Origin of the sequence: Epilithonimonas sp. (genome assembly GCF_032055105.1) — a bacterium.
Classification (GTDB): domain Bacteria; phylum Bacteroidota; class Bacteroidia; order Flavobacteriales; family Weeksellaceae; genus Epilithonimonas.
Window position 1 is genome coordinate 16,560 of record NZ_DAMBRK010000018.1, and the last position, 16,741, is coordinate 33,300.

At 34.5% G+C, this 16,741-nt stretch carries 15 protein-coding genes and 6 tRNA genes (1 of these 21 running past the window's edge); 14 read left to right on the plus strand and 7 right to left on the minus strand.

The window, feature by feature from the left end; all coding sequences use genetic code 11:
* Positions 1 to 3 precede the first annotated feature (3 nt).
* Positions 4 to 1,011, minus strand: coding sequence for an N-acetylmuramoyl-L-alanine amidase (locus tag RTY06_RS13780; RefSeq protein WP_312825561.1), 1,008 nt, complete (start codon positions 1,009 to 1,011; stop codon positions 4 to 6).
* A 133-nt stretch (positions 1,012 to 1,144) separates the two neighbouring features.
* Between RTY06_RS13780 and RTY06_RS13785 the strand changes: the two genes are divergently transcribed.
* From RTY06_RS13785 to RTY06_RS13815, 7 genes are all read left to right on the plus strand, one after another.
* Positions 1,145 to 1,231 (plus strand) — tRNA-Ser (locus tag RTY06_RS13785).
* A gap of 18 nt (positions 1,232 to 1,249) precedes the next feature.
* Positions 1,250 to 1,324, plus strand: a tRNA-Pro gene (locus tag RTY06_RS13790).
* A 33-nt stretch (positions 1,325 to 1,357) separates the two neighbouring features.
* Positions 1,358 to 1,431, plus strand: a tRNA-Arg gene (locus RTY06_RS13795).
* A gap of 87 nt (positions 1,432 to 1,518) precedes the next feature.
* Positions 1,519 to 1,593: transfer RNA gene (locus RTY06_RS13800), tRNA-Pro, on the plus strand.
* Positions 1,594 to 1,626: 33 nt separating this feature from the next.
* Positions 1,627 to 1,700: transfer RNA gene (locus tag RTY06_RS13805), tRNA-Arg, on the plus strand.
* A gap of 190 nt (positions 1,701 to 1,890) precedes the next feature.
* On the plus strand, positions 1,891 to 2,538 hold the full coding sequence (gene mtgA, locus RTY06_RS13810; protein ID WP_312825562.1) for a monofunctional biosynthetic peptidoglycan transglycosylase: 648 nt from the start codon (positions 1,891 to 1,893) through the stop codon (positions 2,536 to 2,538).
* A 16-nt stretch (positions 2,539 to 2,554) separates the two neighbouring features.
* Positions 2,555 to 4,582 carry a recombinase gene (locus RTY06_RS13815; RefSeq protein ID WP_312825563.1) on the plus strand — a complete coding sequence of 676 codons (2,028 nt, stop codon included), beginning with the start codon at positions 2,555 to 2,557 and terminating at the stop codon, positions 4,580 to 4,582.
* Here RTY06_RS13815 and RTY06_RS13820 read toward each other — a convergent pair.
* Positions 4,560 to 4,856, minus strand: a complete 297-nt coding sequence (locus tag RTY06_RS13820; RefSeq protein ID WP_312825564.1) for a hypothetical protein — start codon at positions 4,854 to 4,856, stop codon at positions 4,560 to 4,562. The two genes, RTY06_RS13815 and RTY06_RS13820, sit on opposite strands and share 23 nt — an antisense overlap.
* 134 nt (positions 4,857 to 4,990) lie before the next feature.
* On the opposite strand from RTY06_RS13820, the gene ychF reads away from it, so the two are divergent.
* The 7 genes from ychF (at position 4,991) to RTY06_RS13855 (ending at position 13,688) form a co-directional block, all read left to right on the plus strand.
* Positions 4,991 to 6,082, plus strand: a complete 1,092-nt coding sequence (ychF, locus tag RTY06_RS13825) for a redox-regulated ATPase YchF (RefSeq protein WP_312825565.1) — start codon at positions 4,991 to 4,993, stop codon at positions 6,080 to 6,082.
* Positions 6,083 to 6,190: 108 nt separating this feature from the next.
* The gene (locus RTY06_RS13830) at positions 6,191 to 6,952 is read left to right on the plus strand and encodes a T9SS-dependent choice-of-anchor J family protein (protein WP_312825566.1); all 762 of its coding nucleotides are present in this window, start codon (positions 6,191 to 6,193) and stop codon (positions 6,950 to 6,952) included.
* Between the two features lie 80 nt (positions 6,953 to 7,032).
* The gene (locus RTY06_RS13835) at positions 7,033 to 7,809 is read left to right on the plus strand and encodes a TIGR00266 family protein (protein WP_312825567.1); all 777 of its coding nucleotides are present in this window, start codon (positions 7,033 to 7,035) and stop codon (positions 7,807 to 7,809) included.
* Between the two features lie 180 nt (positions 7,810 to 7,989).
* On the plus strand, positions 7,990 to 9,885 hold the full coding sequence (locus RTY06_RS13840) for a DNA topoisomerase IV subunit B (RefSeq protein WP_312825568.1): 1,896 nt from the start codon (positions 7,990 to 7,992) through the stop codon (positions 9,883 to 9,885).
* Positions 9,886 to 9,931: 46 nt separating this feature from the next.
* Positions 9,932 to 10,432, plus strand: coding sequence for a hypothetical protein (locus tag RTY06_RS13845; protein ID WP_312825569.1), 501 nt, complete (start codon positions 9,932 to 9,934; stop codon positions 10,430 to 10,432).
* Complete coding sequence (locus RTY06_RS13850; protein ID WP_312825570.1) at positions 10,432 to 13,005, plus strand: DNA gyrase/topoisomerase IV subunit A; 2,574 nt, start codon at positions 10,432 to 10,434, stop codon at positions 13,003 to 13,005. Before RTY06_RS13845 ends, RTY06_RS13850 begins: the two co-directional genes overlap by 1 nt.
* Positions 13,006 to 13,028: 23 nt before the next feature.
* Positions 13,029 to 13,688, plus strand: coding sequence for a rhomboid family intramembrane serine protease (locus RTY06_RS13855; protein ID WP_312825571.1), 660 nt, complete (start codon positions 13,029 to 13,031; stop codon positions 13,686 to 13,688).
* Between the two features lie 271 nt (positions 13,689 to 13,959).
* On the opposite strand, the gene prmC is transcribed toward RTY06_RS13855, so the two are convergent.
* The gene (prmC, locus tag RTY06_RS13860) at positions 13,960 to 14,808 is read right to left on the minus strand and encodes a peptide chain release factor N(5)-glutamine methyltransferase (RefSeq protein WP_312825572.1); all 849 of its coding nucleotides are present in this window, start codon (positions 14,806 to 14,808) and stop codon (positions 13,960 to 13,962) included.
* 2 nt (positions 14,809 to 14,810) lie between these two features.
* Complete coding sequence (gene yaaA, locus RTY06_RS13865; protein WP_312825573.1) at positions 14,811 to 15,572, minus strand: peroxide stress protein YaaA; 762 nt, start codon at positions 15,570 to 15,572, stop codon at positions 14,811 to 14,813.
* 68 nt (positions 15,573 to 15,640) lie between these two features.
* The gene (locus RTY06_RS13870; protein ID WP_312825574.1) at positions 15,641 to 16,252 is read right to left on the minus strand and encodes an L-threonylcarbamoyladenylate synthase; all 612 of its coding nucleotides are present in this window, start codon (positions 16,250 to 16,252) and stop codon (positions 15,641 to 15,643) included.
* Between the two features lie 174 nt (positions 16,253 to 16,426).
* A partial coding sequence (locus tag RTY06_RS13875; protein WP_312825575.1) for a GIY-YIG nuclease family protein occupies positions 16,427 to 16,741 on the minus strand: 315 nt, incomplete at its 5' end.
* Positions 16,714 to 16,741 (minus strand) — tRNA-Met (locus RTY06_RS13880); it runs 148 nt beyond the window's last position. The genes RTY06_RS13875 and RTY06_RS13880, both read right to left, overlap by 28 nt.

Here is a 16,741-nt window from a genome sequence, read left to right on the forward strand (position 1 = left end):
TGACTATTTCTGCGGATATTTCTGAATCAAAGCCTGCAAAATAGCCCAGGTTTCTGCATCCATAATACCGCTGTAATTGCTCGGGCGGAAATGAAATTGGAAAGCCTCAATTGTTTGTTTGGTTGTTTTATCCCAAACACCATTCACTGTTAATGTATATCCAAACTGGACTAATTGCTGCTGGATTTTAGACACAAATTCCGGATTATAGTATTGTAAGCTAATATCATTGGTTGTTAGTATTTGATTGAGGAAAGTCTGTTTCGCTGTTTCGTCATACCACATCCCGATTTGATATTCGTCGTAAAGTCTTTTCCAAGGAAAAAGTGGCCCTGGATCTTGCTTTCTGGTTGGTGCAATATCAGAGTGTGCTAAGATATTAGTTGGTTGGATGTTATATCTGGTCACAATATCTTTTACCAAAGCAGCCACTTTTTTGAATTGCTCTTCGGGATAAGGATAAAATACACGGTTATTGAGAGAATCGGTTGTGTAGCCAAGATTCACGATTTCTATTCCAATAGAAGTATCATTCAGGTTTTGATCTTTTCTCCAATTACTAACGCCAGCGTGGTAAGACCTTTTGTTTTCATCCACGATTTGGTAAATTTCTTTATCTGGTAGGGTGCTTACAAGGTAATGCGCACTCACAGATTGCTGGGTCAATGTAAAAATTGATTTCTCATCGTTAAGTACAGTATAATGTAGAATCACATATTTCTGGCGGAAGTTTTGTCCAATTGCAGGGAAATAATTTTTTGTGACTTTGTAGCCTGCAGGATTTGCGCTTACGATAGAGCCATAACTTATCGTATTATCATTTTTTGTAATGTCCGCAATATTGACTTTGTAATATTCGCCTTCATCTTCCTTGATTTCTGGTTTTTTCTGAGTAATCACCGGTTTTGGAGCATTCGGAAGAGCTGGAGTTTTACTTTTTACAATTTTTTGTTGAGAACCACAGGAAATAATTAATGTTCCTAAGGTTATGAGATATAATGAATTACGCATTCGTGTCTATTTTAGGTTATATTTTCGATTCAAAAATATGAAAAAAAATAAATAATTTTTTTTGGTAGTTACGCAAAAGTCTTCTATATTTGCACTCGCAATAACGGAATAGAATATATCTCGGAAACTGCAAGGAGAGTTGCCTGAGAGGCCGAAAGGACTTGTTTGCTAAACAAGCGAACTGGAAACGGTTCCAAGGGTTCGAATCCCTTACTCTCCGCAACAAAAGATGACTACTCGGGGCGTAGCGTAGTCCGGTCATCGCGCCTGGTTTGGGACCAGGAGGTCGCAGGTTCGAATCCTGCCGCCCCGACAATTTTTTAGTAATTTTTGAAAAAATTGCAATGGGTGCGTAGCTCAGCTGGATAGAGCATCTGCCTTCTAAGCAGACGGTCAAAGGTTCGAATCCTTTCGCGCTCACAAAATGGAGGTCATTCTTGATCTCTTTTTTTATATCGAAAGCTAATATTTATTTATCAATTTGATTTAAAATATTAACTTAATCCTCGGGGCGTAGCGTAGTCCGGTCATCGCGCCTGGTTTGGGACCAGGAGGTCGCAGGTTCGAATCCTGCCGCCCCGACAATTTTTTAGTAATTTTTGAAAAAATTGCAATGGGTGCGTAGCTCAGCTGGATAGAGCATCTGCCTTCTAAGCAGACGGTCAAAGGTTCGAATCCTTTCGCGCTCACAAAAGACTCACAATTATTTTAGTTGTGAGTTTTTTTATGTTTCAAAACTAGATTTCTATTTTCTGTTTTCAAATAATTATTTGTTAATTATTTTTTAATAATATTTGGTACTCATGTCTTCTTTAATTACCTAATTGATTTTGACGAGACAGAAAAATTGTTTTATTTCGCTTAAAATTTCTTTTAGCAATGTGGAAGCTTGTCAAAAAATTGTTTTTATTCTTAATCTTAGCGAATATACTTTTCGTTATTTTCGGGATATTCTTTAATCCACCAATAACCTTTACACAAATCGGAGGATTGGTAAAATATGGGAAATTGCAGCGTGATTATATCTCCTATGATGATATGGGTGGTAATATAAAAAAAGCTGTGATTGCTTCTGAAGACCAATTGTTTTTCACACATAATGGTTTCGATTATAAACAAATCGAAAAGGCAATGAAGAAGAACGATAAGAAAGGAAAAGTAGTGAGAGGGGGAAGTACAATCTCGCAACAAACTGCAAAAAATGTTTTTCTGTGGCAAGGCAGAAGTTGGATTAGAAAAGGTTTGGAAGTGATTTACACATTTATAATCGAAAAAATCTGGGGCAAAGATGTTATTCTGGAAAGGTATCTTAATTCTATAGAAATGGGACAAGGTGTTTTCGGAATAGAGGCTGCATCACAGTATTATTATAATAAACCAGCAAAAGACCTTACAAAAAGTGAAGCGGCTTGGATTGCGACCGTTTTACCGAATCCTAAAAAGTACGACCCAAAAAATCCTACACCATATCTTAGAAAAAAGCATGGTTGGATTATGCGCCAGATGAACAATATTGTTCTGAAATGATTACTTTTGTAAGGATATGGCGATTAGATTAACTAAAAAAGACAGCTTCAGTACAATTCTGAAAAATTATTTTTCAGAACAAAACGAAACCCAATCTTTGTTACCTTTATCCGAAATTATTGTAAGCCTGAAGAAAGATGATTTAGGTGTTTTTACTGCGTATCTCAAAGATAATGACAAGATAAGGGAAAATCTGATTTACTATATTAATAATGTCTTCAAGGATAAGCCTTTTAATTTGTCATTGACAGAAGCGGACATCCTTTCGGAAAATGCTTTCTATCCTGAGTTCAAAAAACGAGTTCTGAATAAAATTTTACCGCCAATCGAAAACGAAAATACTGTTTGGTATTTGGTAGATAATGTTTTGGTAACGCCAAAAAAAGACCTCGAGTTTTTCCAGAATTCTGCAGAGGATAAAATGGATGAGCTTTTCAAATTGTTGAGAATTGACAAGTATATTAATTCCCAACATGTTAAAAACGAAATGCTCTTTTCTCTTAATATCTTGGCGTGGCGAGTAATCGGAAATGCACTGGATGTTGAGGTTGTAAAAATGGCTCCGGAATATAGGAATTTTGATAATCCATTTTTAGCATTACAAAACGAATTAGACATATTGAATGCTGATTTCAAGAAGAATCCTGATTTCAAATTCACTTCCAATGATGAGGTTTATAAACAAACCAAAGTCTATCTCGACCAATGTTTGGAATTCGTGAATATTGCTTTCAAGAACTCTTCAAAATATGGTATTTCCAGCAAGACCAATCAGTCATTACTGAAAATCAGACAACAATTACAAAGAATGTCTGATATTATCAAGTTGTTCGTGATTGACGAAGAAAAAGATTATTTGATTAATTCCAAGCAATTATTTTTCAATATTTTAAAGTACAAATCTCATAAGAATAATCTACAGGATTTAGTTTCGGACAGTACAAGATTGATGTCGCATCTCATTACCAATCACACAGCAGAGATGGGAACGCATTATATTACTTCGACTTTCAAATCTTATATGAAGATGTTTTGGAAAGCATCGGGAGGAGGTGTAATTGTTGGAGCACTTTGTGTTTTGAAAATGCTTTATGGTTATATTGATACGAGCGATTTTGCGCATGCATTTTTGTATTCTATGAACTATGCCATGGGATTTGTGATGATTTATCTGATGCACTTTACTCTAGCGACCAAGCAACCTGCAATGACGGCTGCTACAATGGCGAAAGTTCTCTCGGAAGGTAGTAGTAGAAGTACGTATGTAGAGTTTGCTCATGTCGTTTCCCAACTGTTCAGGTCACAGTTTATTGCGTTTGTAGGCAACGTACTGATGTCTTTTCCCGTGTCTTTGATTATTATTTATGGCCTAGAAATACTTTTTAAACAAAATTTTGCCTTTGATAGGTCTAGTAAGTTGTTGTACGACTTAGATCCATTTCAGTCCAAAGCAATTTTACATGCTTCTATTGCTGGAGTTTTTCTCTTTATTTCGGGGGTGATTTCCGGGAATATCAGTAATAATTCAGTGTTTTTTCAAATTCCGAAGAGAATTGAAAAAAATCCTTTTATCAATTATTTCTTTGGACAAAAGATTGCAAAACGTTTATCCGTTTATTATTCTAAAAATTGGGCAGGAATTATTTCTAATTTTTGGTTCGGGGTTTTTCTTGGTGCAACCGCTCCGATTGGACTTTTTCTAGGTCTGGATTTAGATATTCGTCACATTACGTTTGCGGCAGGAAATTTTGCGTTAGGACTTTATGGGAAAGATTTTGTCGTGACTTCTTATACGTTTTGGATTTCCTTTGTTACAGTTTTTATTATTGGATTCTTCAACTTTATTGTCAGCTTTGGGTTGTCAATGTTGTTGGCATTCCGTTCCAGAAAAGTAGAAATGAGTGAGGCTAGAGAGATTTTTGGAGAGATTTTTCGATATTTTATCCGGAATCCATTCAGGTTTTTCTTTCCTTTAAGGTCTTTGCTTGATGAAAAAAGTAAGAAGATGATTGAAGAAGTTTCTACAAAATCAGAAGGTCATTAATCAAAGACTCATCTTTCAATACTTCTTGGAATTTTTTCAGAAAGAATGATTTTCGCATCCGGAAATCATTTTTCAATAGAGGAGATTTGATTCTCAAAACCAAAACTTTTTCTTTTAGGTTGACGGTTTCAATTTCAGAAAAAAGCGCATCCGAAAGATAATTTTGGAGAAAATCCTTGATTTCAAAAGCTTTCAATTTATCTTCAAAACCATAGATTTTTGCAAAAGAATTCAGTAATTCCGAAGATTGAAATTCGCGTTTTTTTCTGCTCATTTTTTGATTTTAATTAAGGGTGTAAAAGTAGAAAATTCAAATTCAAAAATAGTATATTTGCACACTTGAAATTCAATGTTAATAATTAAAAGTTTTGGCATTGAACATTAATTTTAAACATTGAACTTGAACATATGAAATGTGGAATCGTAGGTCTTCCGAATGTAGGAAAATCAACTCTTTTTAATTGTCTTAGCAACGCCAAAGCACAGTCTGCAAACTATCCGTTTTGTACGATTGAGCCTAACTTGGGAACGGTTTCTGTTCCAGATAAAAGACTTTTTGAACTTGAAAAATTGATTAATCCGGAAAAAGTAATTCCTGCGGTTGTAGAAATTGTGGACATTGCTGGATTGGTAAAAGGAGCAAGTAAAGGTGAAGGTCTTGGAAATCAGTTTTTGGCTAATATCCGTGAGTGTGAAGCAATTATTCACGTTTTGAGATGTTTCGACAACGGAAATATCGTTCACGTAGAAGGTTCTGTTGATCCACTTAGAGATAAAGAAATCATTGATATAGAACTTCAGTTGAAGGATTTGGAAACGATTGGAAAAGCTGTTGAAAAGGCTAAAAAATTCATCAAATCCGGGAAAAAAGAAGATGTTCTGACTTACGAGACTTTACAAAATCTTCAAAAATTTGTTGAAGACGGTAAAAACGCAAGAGAATTTGCAACCGATGATTTTACAAAATCAATTATTGGAGAAGTTCAATTGTTGACGAATAAGCCGGTTCTTTATGTTTGTAATGTAGATGAAAATTCTATCAAAAACGGAAACGATTGGATTGCAAAAATCGAAGAAATGGCAAAAGGCGAAAATGCTGAAGTTGTTGTTTTGGCTGCTCAAATCGAAGCTGATATTAATGAATTGGAAACTTTCGAAGAAAGAGAAATGTTCTTGGAAGAGCTTGGCTTGGAAGAGCCTGGTGTTAACCGATTGATTAGAAAAGCATATGATTTGTTGAAGCTGCAAACTTATTTCACGGCTGGTGTTAAGGAAGTTAGAGCTTGGACAATAGACCAAGGTGCAACTGCGCCACAAGCTGCTGGTGTGATTCATACAGACTTTGAAAAAGGATTTATCCGTGCGGAAGTTATTGGTTATGATGACTTTGTAAATTACGGTTCAGAATCCAAAGTTAAAGAAGCCGGAAAAATGAGAGTTGAAGGAAAAGAATACATCGTGAAAGATGGTGATGTGATGCATTTCAGATTTAATGTATAAGTAGATTTTAATCATTATAAAATATAAACTCCCGAATTGTCGGGAGTTTTTTATTTGTACTTTAGCGAGAATTAAAAATAGAATTAATTAATTTTTGCTTCTTTGTTAATGTTAGGTTTTGCGGGATTTTCACAAAATGTTATTTATAAAGAAGACTTTGAAACGGAATCCGGAAGAAACTCTTGGGAAAATGTTGATAGAGACGGCGATGACCAAAAATGGGAATTTTATGATGATGAGATGCCTGCGTTTACAGGTTGGTATGCAACTTCTTGGTCTTGGTTTCTTGAAGCTTTTACACCGGATAATACATTAACAAGTCCTGCGATTACTTTGCCGCCAAGTCAAGATGTACTTTGGCTAAAATTCAAAGTTGGTGCTTTTGATGAAGAATTATATCAAGAACATTATGCGGTTTATGTAATTCCTGCGAATTCGACTTTCACGGGCAATGAAACGCCTGTTTTTGAGGAAACTCTGGATGCGGGTTATACAGAAACGGCTAAAAATATTAGTATCAATATTACTTCATTTGCCGGACAAAATGTTAAAGTAGTTTTTAGACATTACAACTGTACAGATATTGCGTTTATTGCGATTGATGATATTGAAGTTGTGGAAACTCCGGGATTGGCTGTTTCTGATGCTAATAAAATAAATGCTCAAGTTTATCCAAATCCAACATCAGATTTCATAAAAATCAAAGGTGTTGAGAATATCCAAAAAATCAGAATTTTTGATATGAATGGGAAAATAGTTCTTGAAAGTCAAGCTTCCGAGGCTGATATTAGAAAGCTTCCTGTCGGACAATATATCTTGAATGTCCATACAGATTCACAAATTATTTCCAAGAAAATAATCAAGAAATAGAATTTAAAAGCTTTCAATTTTGAAGGCTTTTTTTGTAACATTTCCCAATAATCCTAAACTAATTCTCAAAAATAGAAACAATGAGAAATCACGAAATTGATTATAAAATCTACGGAGAAGAACTCCAATGTGTTGAAATAGAACTTGACCCAAATGAAGCTGTAATAGCTGAACCTGGAAGTTTTATGATGATGAATGACGGCGTGAAAATGGAAACGCTTTTTGGGGACGGAAATCATAATAGTTTTATGGATAAGCTTTTTACGGCCGGAAAAAGAATGTTGACAGGAGAAAGTCTTTTTATGACGGTTTTTACCAATATTTCTTCTCAGAAGAGACAAGTTTCTTTCGCTGCTCCTTATACGGGGAAAATAATTCCGCTTAATTTATCCGATTTTGGAGAGAAAATCATTTGTCAGAAAGATAGTTTTCTTTGTGCTGCCAAAGGTGTTTCTATAGGAATTGAATTCCAGAGAAAGTTAGGAACCGGGCTTTTTGGAGGAGAAGGTTTCATTATGCAAAAACTGGAAGGTGATGGGCTGTGCTTTGTTCATAGCGGCGGATATGTGATGGAAAAAGAACTTCAACCGGGCGAGATTTTGAAAATCGATACAGGTTGTATAGTGGCTTTTACACAATCTGTTTCTTATGATATTCAGTGTGTTGGCGGTATTAAAAATACACTTTTCGGAGGTGAAGGTTTGTTTTTTGCTCAATTGAAAGGTCCTGGGAAAGTTTGGATTCAGACTTTGCCGATTAGTAGATTGGCCGGAAAGATTCTTCAATATGGAGCTGGTACGAGAAAAGAAGAGGGAAGTATCCTTGGGAAATTAGGTGATTTGATTGATGGGAATTAATTTTTAAACTAAATTATAAAATCAATAAAGTCAGGCAGTTGTCTGGCTTTTTTGTAGGACTAAGTTTGATGATATTAATGAAAAATTTTTCAACAAAATTTTCAGATTAAATTCCATTTCGTTAAATTTGTGAGTTATCGATTTTTTAACCCGTTTCAACGTTTTACAAATTCAAAAACTATGAGTGAAATTAATCCTGTAAATTATTCCGAAGATAATATCAGAACTCTTGAGCCGAGAGAACATGTACGGCTAAGACCGGGAATGTATATAGGGAAACTGGGAGATGGTTCATCTGTGGATGACGGGATTTATATTTTACTGAAAGAAGTTCTGGATAATTCCATCGACGAATTCAGGATGAAAGCCGGAAAAAGAATTGACGTAAAAATCAAAGATGGAACTGTAACTGTTCGTGATTACGGTCGAGGAATTCCTTTGGGGAAAATTGTGGACGTTGTTTCCATAATGAATACGGGAGGGAAATATGATGACGGCGCTTTCAAAAAATCTATCGGTCTGAATGGTGTAGGGACAAAAGCAGTTAACTTTTTATCAACTTATTTTAGAGTAAAGTCGGTTCGTGAAGGCAGAGTGAGAATTGCCGAATTCCGTGAAGGGAGTTTGGATGTTTTGCACGATGAAACCGAAACTTCCGAAAGAAATGGAACGGAAATCACCTTTACACCAGATAACAGCATTTTTGTCAACTTCAAATTCAGAAATGAATATGTGGAGAAAATGCTCCGCAATTACACTTATCTCAATCTAAGTTTAAAAATCTATTTTAACGGAGAAGTTTTCGAATCTCAAAATGGTTTGAAAGATTTATTGGAAGAAGAAATTGATGGAGAAATTGTTTATCCGATCATCCACATTAAAGATGAAGATATGGAATTGGCGATTACGCATTCAGACAAATCTCAATCTGAAACCTATTTTTCTTTTGTCAACGGACAATATACTTCGCAAGGTGGTACGCATCTTAATGCTTTCAAAGAAGCTTATGTAAAAACCATTCGAGAATTTTTCAATAAAAACTTTGAAGCGACTGATATTAGAAAAGCTATTATCGGTGCAGTTTACATCAACGTTGGTAATCCTGTTTTTGAATCTCAGACCAAAACAAAATTGGGTTCTACAACAATGGGGCAAGATAAAGACGGTAAAGAGCTGGAGACGATTAAGACTTTTGTTATCAATTATTTGAAGAATAAATTAGATAATTTCCTTCATAAAAATCCTGAAATTGCAGAGGCTATCCAGCGCAAAATTCTTATTTCTGAAAGAGAACGAAAAGAACTTTCCGGAATCCAAAAATTAGCAAGAGAAAGAGCGAAAAAAGTATCGCTTCATAATAAAAAACTGAGAGATTGCAGACATCATTATAATGACCAAAAAGCAACCAGAAAATCTGAAACAATGATTTTTATAACCGAGGGAGATTCTGCATCTGGTTCTATCACAAAGTCCAGAGATGTGGAAACGCAAGCCGTTTTTTCATTGAAAGGAAAACCGCTTAACTGTTATGGATTGACGAAAAAAGTGGTTTATGAAAACGAAGAATTCAATCTTTTGCAGGCTGCTTTGAATATCGAAGAAAGTTTGGAAGACTTGCGTTATAATCATGTTGTAATAGCAACTGATGCCGATGTTGACGGGATGCACATCAGATTGTTGATGATTACATTCTTCCTTCAATTTTTTCCTGATTTGATTAAAAATGGACATTTGTACATTTTACAGACGCCGCTTTTCCGTGTTAGAAATAAAAAAGAAACTAGATATTGCTACTCCGATGCCGAGAGATTGAAGGCATTGAATGAACTTGGAAAAAATCCGGAAATCACACGATTCAAAGGTTTGGGAGAAATTTCTCCGGATGAGTTCAAACATTTCATTGGGAAAGATATTAGATTGGAGCCTGTGGTTTTAGGGAAAGATCAAACCATTACGCAGCTTTTAGAATTCTATATGGGAAAAAATACGCCAGATAGACAATTGTTTATCTTGGATAATCTAGTGGTTGAAGAAGGTGATATTGATAAGAAAGAAGCTCTCGAGATAGAAACTTAGAAGATGAAAATCAATTATAAAAACTAAAAACATAAAACACACACAAATGAGATTAAGTAATAGAAATAAAGTTCCTGTTTATAGTTTTATATATTCAGTGGCAGGGATTGTTTTTATATTAGGAATTATTGCATACATTTTAGAGATTAATAAGTTTGATATTTTTGGAAGGAAAGCTTGGGTTTTATTGGCATTTCCAGCTTTGATGTCGCTTTTTCTTTATCTTCTAGGCAAACCGGTGTTCGAATATGATAGTGATGGGGAAGCACTTAATTTTAGAAATAATCATATCTTATTTTTATTGTCCAAAAAGAATGCAAAAGATGAATTTCCGAAATATAAATTGATTAAGTTTAATTTAGTTAATGTGTTTTTTTTTAAGAAGTTATATATTTATATTAACAGTAAGAAATCACACGTTGTAATCTTAAAATATGATATTTCTTTTCTGAACAAAAAGCAGGTGAAAGATTTGAAATTTTCTTTGAACAAAGTCTTAAAATTTAATAAGGAAAACGTGCACGAAGATAATACAGCAACAGATTAATGGAAGAAAGTACACATAACGAAGAGAGCCTGAAAAAAGTTTCGGGGCTGTATAAAGATTGGTTTTTAGATTATGCATCTTATGTAATATTAGACAGAGCAATTCCTTCTATTTTTGATGGTTTCAAGCCAGTTCAACGTAGGATTATGCACTCTATGCGAGAGTTGGAAGACGGTCGTTATAACAAGGTTGCTAATATAGTTGGTAATACGATGAAATATCATCCACACGGCGATGCTTCTATTACCGATGCAATGGTGCAAATTGGGCAAAAGGAATTATTAATTGATACTCAAGGTAACTGGGGAAATATCTACACAGGTGATTCTGCTGCTGCTGCGAGATATATCGAAGCTAGATTGACACCATTAGCTTTAGATATTGTCTTCAACCCAAAAACAACGCACTGGACCAAATCTTATGATGGAAGAAATAATGAACCTGTTGATCTTCCTGTAAAGTTTCCATTGCTACTTGCACAAGGTGTTGAGGGAATTGGAGTTGGGCTTTCTACCAAGATTATGCCTCACAATTTTAACGAATTGATCACAGCTTCTATTCTTTATCTCAAGGGAAAAAGATTTGAAGTTTTCCCAGATTTTTTGACTGCCGGAATGCTGGATGTTTCCAATTATAATGATGGTAAAAGAGGCGGAAAGATCCGAGCAAGAGCAAGAATTTCGCAAAAAGAAAAGCATTTACTTACAATTACAGAACTTCCTTTTTCCAAGAATACCGGTGATCTTATTGATAGTATTTTGAAAGCCAACGAAAGAGGAAAGATCAAAATCAAAAAAATCGAGGACAATACTTCGGATAATGTAGAGATTAATATTCATCTTCATCCGGATGTTTCACCAGATAAAACCATTGATGCGCTTTATGCATTCACAGATTGTGAAGTCCCAATTTCGCCAAATGCCTGCGTGATTGTTGGAGACAAACCAATGTTCTTATCAGTTTCTGAGATTTTGAAACATAATACAGATCATACAGTTTCTTTACTAAAGAAAGAGCTAGAAATTGAACTTCATGAGTTGCAAGAAAGCTGGCATTTTTCTTCATTAGAAAGAATCTTTATCGAGAATAGAATCTATCACGATATTGAAGAAGTCAAGTCTTGGGAAGATGTGATCAAAACCATCGATGAAGGTTTGAAACCTCATACAAAACATCTTTTGAGAGCGGTTACAGAAGAAGATATTGTAAAACTGACTGAAATCCGAATCAAGAGAATTTCACGTTTTGACTTAGATAAATTCAAAGAAAACATTCTCGCATTGGAAGGTAAGATTGAACAAGTGAAACATCATTTGGCTAATCTTATTACTTATGCGATAGATTATTATACTAATATTCAGAAAAAATACGGAAAAGGAAAAGAAAGAAGAACCGAGCTAAGAATTTTTGATACAATTGATGCATCAAAAGTTGCGGTTGCTAATGAAAAATTCTATGTCAATAGGGAAGAAGGATTTATAGGAACTTCTCTCAAAAAAGACGAATATCTTTTCGATTGTTCCGATATTGATGACATCATCACCTTCCAAAAAGATGGAACAATGAAGGTGGTAAAGGTTGAAGCTAAAACTTTTATCGGGAAAAATATTGTTCACGTAGCAGTCTGGAAAAAGAATGATAAGCGCACGGTTTACAACATGATTTATCGCGAAGGTAGAGAAGGACCTTTCTATATGAAACGTTTTTCTGTGACAGGAGTTACCAGAAATACAGATTACAAACTGGCTTCTGACAAAAAATATTCAGAAATGCTTTATTTTTCGGCTAATCCTAATGGAGAAGCGGAGGTAGTTTCTGTATTGTTAAAACCCAATGCAAGAGTCAGAAAGAATAAAATAGACATTGATTTTTCCGAATTGGCTATTAAAGGTAGGGATTCCAAAGGTAATTTGGTCACCAAATATGCAGTCAAAAAAGTCGATCTCAAAGAAGAAGGTGTTTCAACATTAGCACCTAGAAAAATCTGGTTCGACGATTCAGTAAGGCGTCTGAATGCAGATGGAAGAGGAACTTTATTGGGAAGTTTCAAAGGCGACAATAAGATTTTGACTATCAATTCTCAAGGCGAGGCAAAATTGGTTTCTTTCGATTTGATGAATCGATTTGATGATGATTATTTAATCTTAGAAAAATGGAAACCAGAGCAACCGATAACTTGTATCTATTTCGACGGAGAAAAAGACAAATATTTTGTAAAACGTTTCCTTTTGGAAAATACACCAAATGTCCAATCTTTCTTCGCCAACGACAATCCAAAATCTTTCTTAGAATTTGTAACAACAGAAGTTGGAGCAATTGCAGAATTGGTATATCCAACAATCAAAGGCAAACAAAAAGATTCGGAAACTGTTGATTTAGATGAATTCATTACAGTAAAAGGAATCAAAGCGATTGGAAATCAATTGACAAAAGACAAAGTCAAAAACATCAATATTACCATTCCCGAACCACCAGAGATCATCGAAGAAGAGCCGGAAATAGAAGAAAGAGTTCAGGAAGATTTAGATGACGAAGGTGGAAGTATCGGCAATCTTTTTGAAGAAGAAAATTAAAAACACAATCAATTTTTTAAACAATGAACATCGTTTTATTAGCCATAATCATAATTACTTGCGTAATCAGTTATATCGGATTTCAGCAACCAGAATTTTTTCAGAAATACAAATTTGAGGTTGGAAGCATCCAAAGAAGAAAAGAGTATATAAGACTTTTATCTGCAGGATTTCTTCACGGCGATTTTATCCATTTGATTTTGAATATGTACGTTTTGTTCGCATTTGGACCGTTTGTAATACAAGTTTTTGGTGTCGTTAGCTTTTTGATTATCTATTTAGGCTCTATTCTTTTGGGAAACTTGTTCTGTTTGTATCATTACAGAAATGTTCCTTTTTATTCAGCAATTGGTGCTAGTGGAGGTGTTTCTGGACTTATCTTTGCTGCGGTTATTTTGGATCCGGTTAATATTCAATTAGGTATTCTTTTTCTTCCACTTAGGATTCCGGGTTATATATTTGGAGCATTATATTTCGGTTATTCTGTTTATATGATGTTGAATCCGAGAATGAATGATAACATCGGGCACGCTGCACATTTGGGAGGTGCTTTTTTTGGATTAGTTTATGGGGTTGCAATGTATCCTGAGCTTGTGATGCAAAATGCACTCTATGTTGGGATTATGGCATTGCCATTACTTTATTTGGCTTACGAAATTTTCATCAAAAAGAGAATTGGATAAGATTAGGAGCAAGACATTTCCAATTTTGTTTCAACATTCCAACCCGCTGTCCGCTATATCTTTTTTTTACAAAAAAAGGATGCCGCTATCATCGGGGCTATGTTGAGGTTTTATAATTCTTTTCACGATTCTGTTTTAGCAAAATTAAAACGCTGAATCTGAATCAAAAACACGGAATTTGAGAAAGCTCCAAAGGAGCGAGATGATTGTAGAAAATTGGAACATGTCAAAATCAGAGCTCAGGATGAGCGACATAAACAATTACGAAAATTTATTTCCTCCCAAAAATCATCCGATCATTTCCAGAAATATCTTTCAGTAAAACAGATTCAGAGAAACTTTGGAATAATTCCAAAGTTTCTTTTCCCAATTTCTGATTGATTTCAAGAAAAATCATTCCATTTTCGGAAAGATATTTTTTAGAGTCTTCTGCAATTTTTCTGTAGAAAATCAAAGCATCAGAAGTAGGAGAGAAGAGCGCCAAATTAGGTTCAAAACCTTTGACTGAATCTTCTATTTCAATGTTTTCTTCAATTCCGATATAAGGAGGATTGCTGATAATGACATCATAAATATCATCAAGACTTTCATTCAGATAATCTTTATTCACGAAATTGATTTCAACTTTATGGAATTCAGCATTTCTTTTCGCAATTTCCAGTGCATCTTTAGAAATATCAATAGAACTGACTTCAGCTTCAGGAAAATACTTTTTCAAAACAATCGGAATAATCCCGCTTCCAGTTCCAATATCAAGAATCTTAAGACCTTGATTCTTTTTACTTTTCTCTTGTATCTTATTTATTGCTAATTCCAGCAATTCCTCAGTTTCCGGTCTAGGAATCAAAACGTGTTCATTGACAAAGAATTTCATTCCATAAAATTCAGTTTCGCCAAGAATCTGCTGAAATGGTTTCCCTGTTTTTAATTCCGAAAGCGCTTCTGAAAATTTTTTTGCATCGATTTCAGTCAAATCTTTATCCAGATTATGTCGCAATTCAATTTTATTTAACTCTAAAAAAGATTCACAAAAAATAGAGAACAATTCCTCAATCTCAGATTTTGAATAGATTTCAGAAAGTTCAGTTTGAAAAACAGTTTTGATTTCAGAAAGCTTCATAGTTATCTTGTGAAAACCAAATTAGTTTCTGTCGAAAGTTTCTCGTCCAAAAGATAATTCTCGTAATTAAAAGCCTTCAATTCATCCAAAGTTTGAACTTGATTTTCTGCACAAAAACGTAAAACCAAACCACGAGCGTGTTTGGTATAAACAACAATCGTTTTTAGTTTTCCATCAGGCTGAATTTGTTTAAATTCAAAATCGATAACTTTTGCTTTTAAAGATTTTTTATTAATGACTTTAAAATATTCTGTACTAGCAAGATTAATGAGCAATTCTCCTTTTTTAAGCTCAGAATTCAATTGTTCAGTTACTTTATCTGTCCAGAATTCATAGATGTTTTTATAAGAATCAAACTGGAAAGGTCTTCCCATTTCCAGACGATACAACATTATTTTGTCTGAAGGTTTCAAAAGTCCGTAAAGACCAGATAAAATTCTGTAATTTTTCTGAAGATAATCAACCGCATTTTTGTCCAAAGTTGGCGCATCCAAACCTCTATAAACTTCTCCTGTAAAAGCAAACATTGCGGGCGCTGAGTTTTTAGCTGTTGGTTTCGAAGTCCATTTTTGATTACGTTCCCAATTTTCGTCTGCCAGTTTTGGAGAAATTTCCATTAATTCTGCTAAGAACTTAGGTGATTTTTCTGTTAAAAAAGATTGGATAAATTCTGAATCCTTGATGAATTTTGGAGTTGTACTTTTTAGGAATTCTGTAGAGTTTTCTACATTCATCAATTTTGCAGGCGATGTTATGAATTTCATTTTTGTTGTTATCGGTTGATAATTGTTTGTTGTCAGGCTGAGGCTCTCGAAGCCTTTTTTCTTGAATCTTATAAAATTCCTTTCCCTTGTCTGATAATCTCGGGTTCTCCAGAAGTCAAATCTACAATGGTGGAAGCTGTGTTGTCTCCATAACCAGAATCAATGACGAGATCAACCAATTTGTCATATTTCTCAGCAATCAATTCCGGATCGGTAGAATATTCCAAAATATCATCATCATCGTGGATAGAAGTGGAAACAATTGGATGTCCGAGTTTTTCTACAATCATTTGCGGAACAATATGATCCGGAACTCTGATACCAACAGTTTTGTGTCCTTTATAAGAAGTAGGAAGATTTCTGTTCGCTTCCAGAATGAAAGTAAATGCGCCAGGTAAATGGTTTTTCAGGAAACGAAAAGTAGATGTTTCTATCGGTTTTGTAAACTCAGAAAGATGGCTTAAATCATTACAGATGATTGAAAATTTGTGTTTGTCAATCTTGATTCCTTTGATTTGAGCAAGTCTTTCCATTGCTTTGTGATTATAAATATCACAGCCAATTGTATAAATCGTATCCGAAGGATAAATAATAACGCCACCGTTTTGAAGGACTTTTACGGCTTCGTCTATTAAATTTTCTTGCGGATTTTGCGGGTATATTTTTAAGATTTTTGCCATAATCAAAGATACAAATTTATTTAAAGACTTTTTATTACGAATTAAAAACCCTTTCATAGTCACAAACTATGAAAGGGCTCAATAAAAAAGAGAACCACAAATGTGATTCCCTTAGTTGGTTGCGAGGACACGACTCGAACGTGCGTCCGCCTTTGGCGGATATGAGCCCTCCAATTATTTAATCAAAGATTTGATGAACAGTCTTCCTTGTCTAGTTTTCAAGAATTTTTCTCTTTTCATTGCATCTTTCTTTTCGTTGAAAAATTCTACGTGAATTACAGTCCAAGGTCTAAATTTGATTGTATAACCTTTTGTTCCCAATTCATTATGTGATTTGAATCTTTCCAAAAGATTTGAAGTAAAACCAGTATATGTTTTATTAAATTTCTCTGAATACAAAATATAAACAACAAATTCTTCCATAAATAAAAAAGAGAACCACAAATGTGATTCTCTTAACTTGGTTGCGAGGACACGACTCGAACGTGC

Coding starts and splice junctions, on each gene's coding strand:
- RTY06_RS13855 (WP_312825571.1), top strand. CDS start 13,029: ATGAACATCGTTTTATTAGCCATAATCATAATTACTTGCGTAATCAGT.
- RTY06_RS13840 (WP_312825568.1), top strand. CDS start 7,990: ATGAGTGAAATTAATCCTGTAAATTATTCCGAAGATAATATCAGAACT.
- prmC (WP_312825572.1), bottom strand. CDS start 14,808: ATGAAGCTTTCTGAAATCAAAACTGTTTTTCAAACTGAACTTTCTGAA.
- RTY06_RS13870 (WP_312825574.1), bottom strand. CDS start 16,252: ATGGCAAAAATCTTAAAAATATACCCGCAAAATCCGCAAGAAAATTTA.
- RTY06_RS13830 (WP_312825566.1), top strand. CDS start 6,191: ATGTTAGGTTTTGCGGGATTTTCACAAAATGTTATTTATAAAGAAGAC.
- RTY06_RS13815 (WP_312825563.1), top strand. CDS start 2,555: ATGGCGATTAGATTAACTAAAAAAGACAGCTTCAGTACAATTCTGAAA.
- mtgA (WP_312825562.1), top strand. CDS start 1,891: ATGTGGAAGCTTGTCAAAAAATTGTTTTTATTCTTAATCTTAGCGAAT.
- RTY06_RS13850 (WP_312825570.1), top strand. CDS start 10,432: ATGGAAGAAAGTACACATAACGAAGAGAGCCTGAAAAAAGTTTCGGGG.
- RTY06_RS13780 (WP_312825561.1), bottom strand. CDS start 1,011: ATGCGTAATTCATTATATCTCATAACCTTAGGAACATTAATTATTTCC.
- yaaA (WP_312825573.1), bottom strand. CDS start 15,572: ATGAAATTCATAACATCGCCTGCAAAATTGATGAATGTAGAAAACTCT.
- RTY06_RS13835 (WP_312825567.1), top strand. CDS start 7,033: ATGAGAAATCACGAAATTGATTATAAAATCTACGGAGAAGAACTCCAA.
- RTY06_RS13845 (WP_312825569.1), top strand. CDS start 9,932: ATGAGATTAAGTAATAGAAATAAAGTTCCTGTTTATAGTTTTATATAT.
- RTY06_RS13820 (WP_312825564.1), bottom strand. CDS start 4,856: ATGAGCAGAAAAAAACGCGAATTTCAATCTTCGGAATTACTGAATTCT.
- ychF (WP_312825565.1), top strand. CDS start 4,991: ATGAAATGTGGAATCGTAGGTCTTCCGAATGTAGGAAAATCAACTCTT.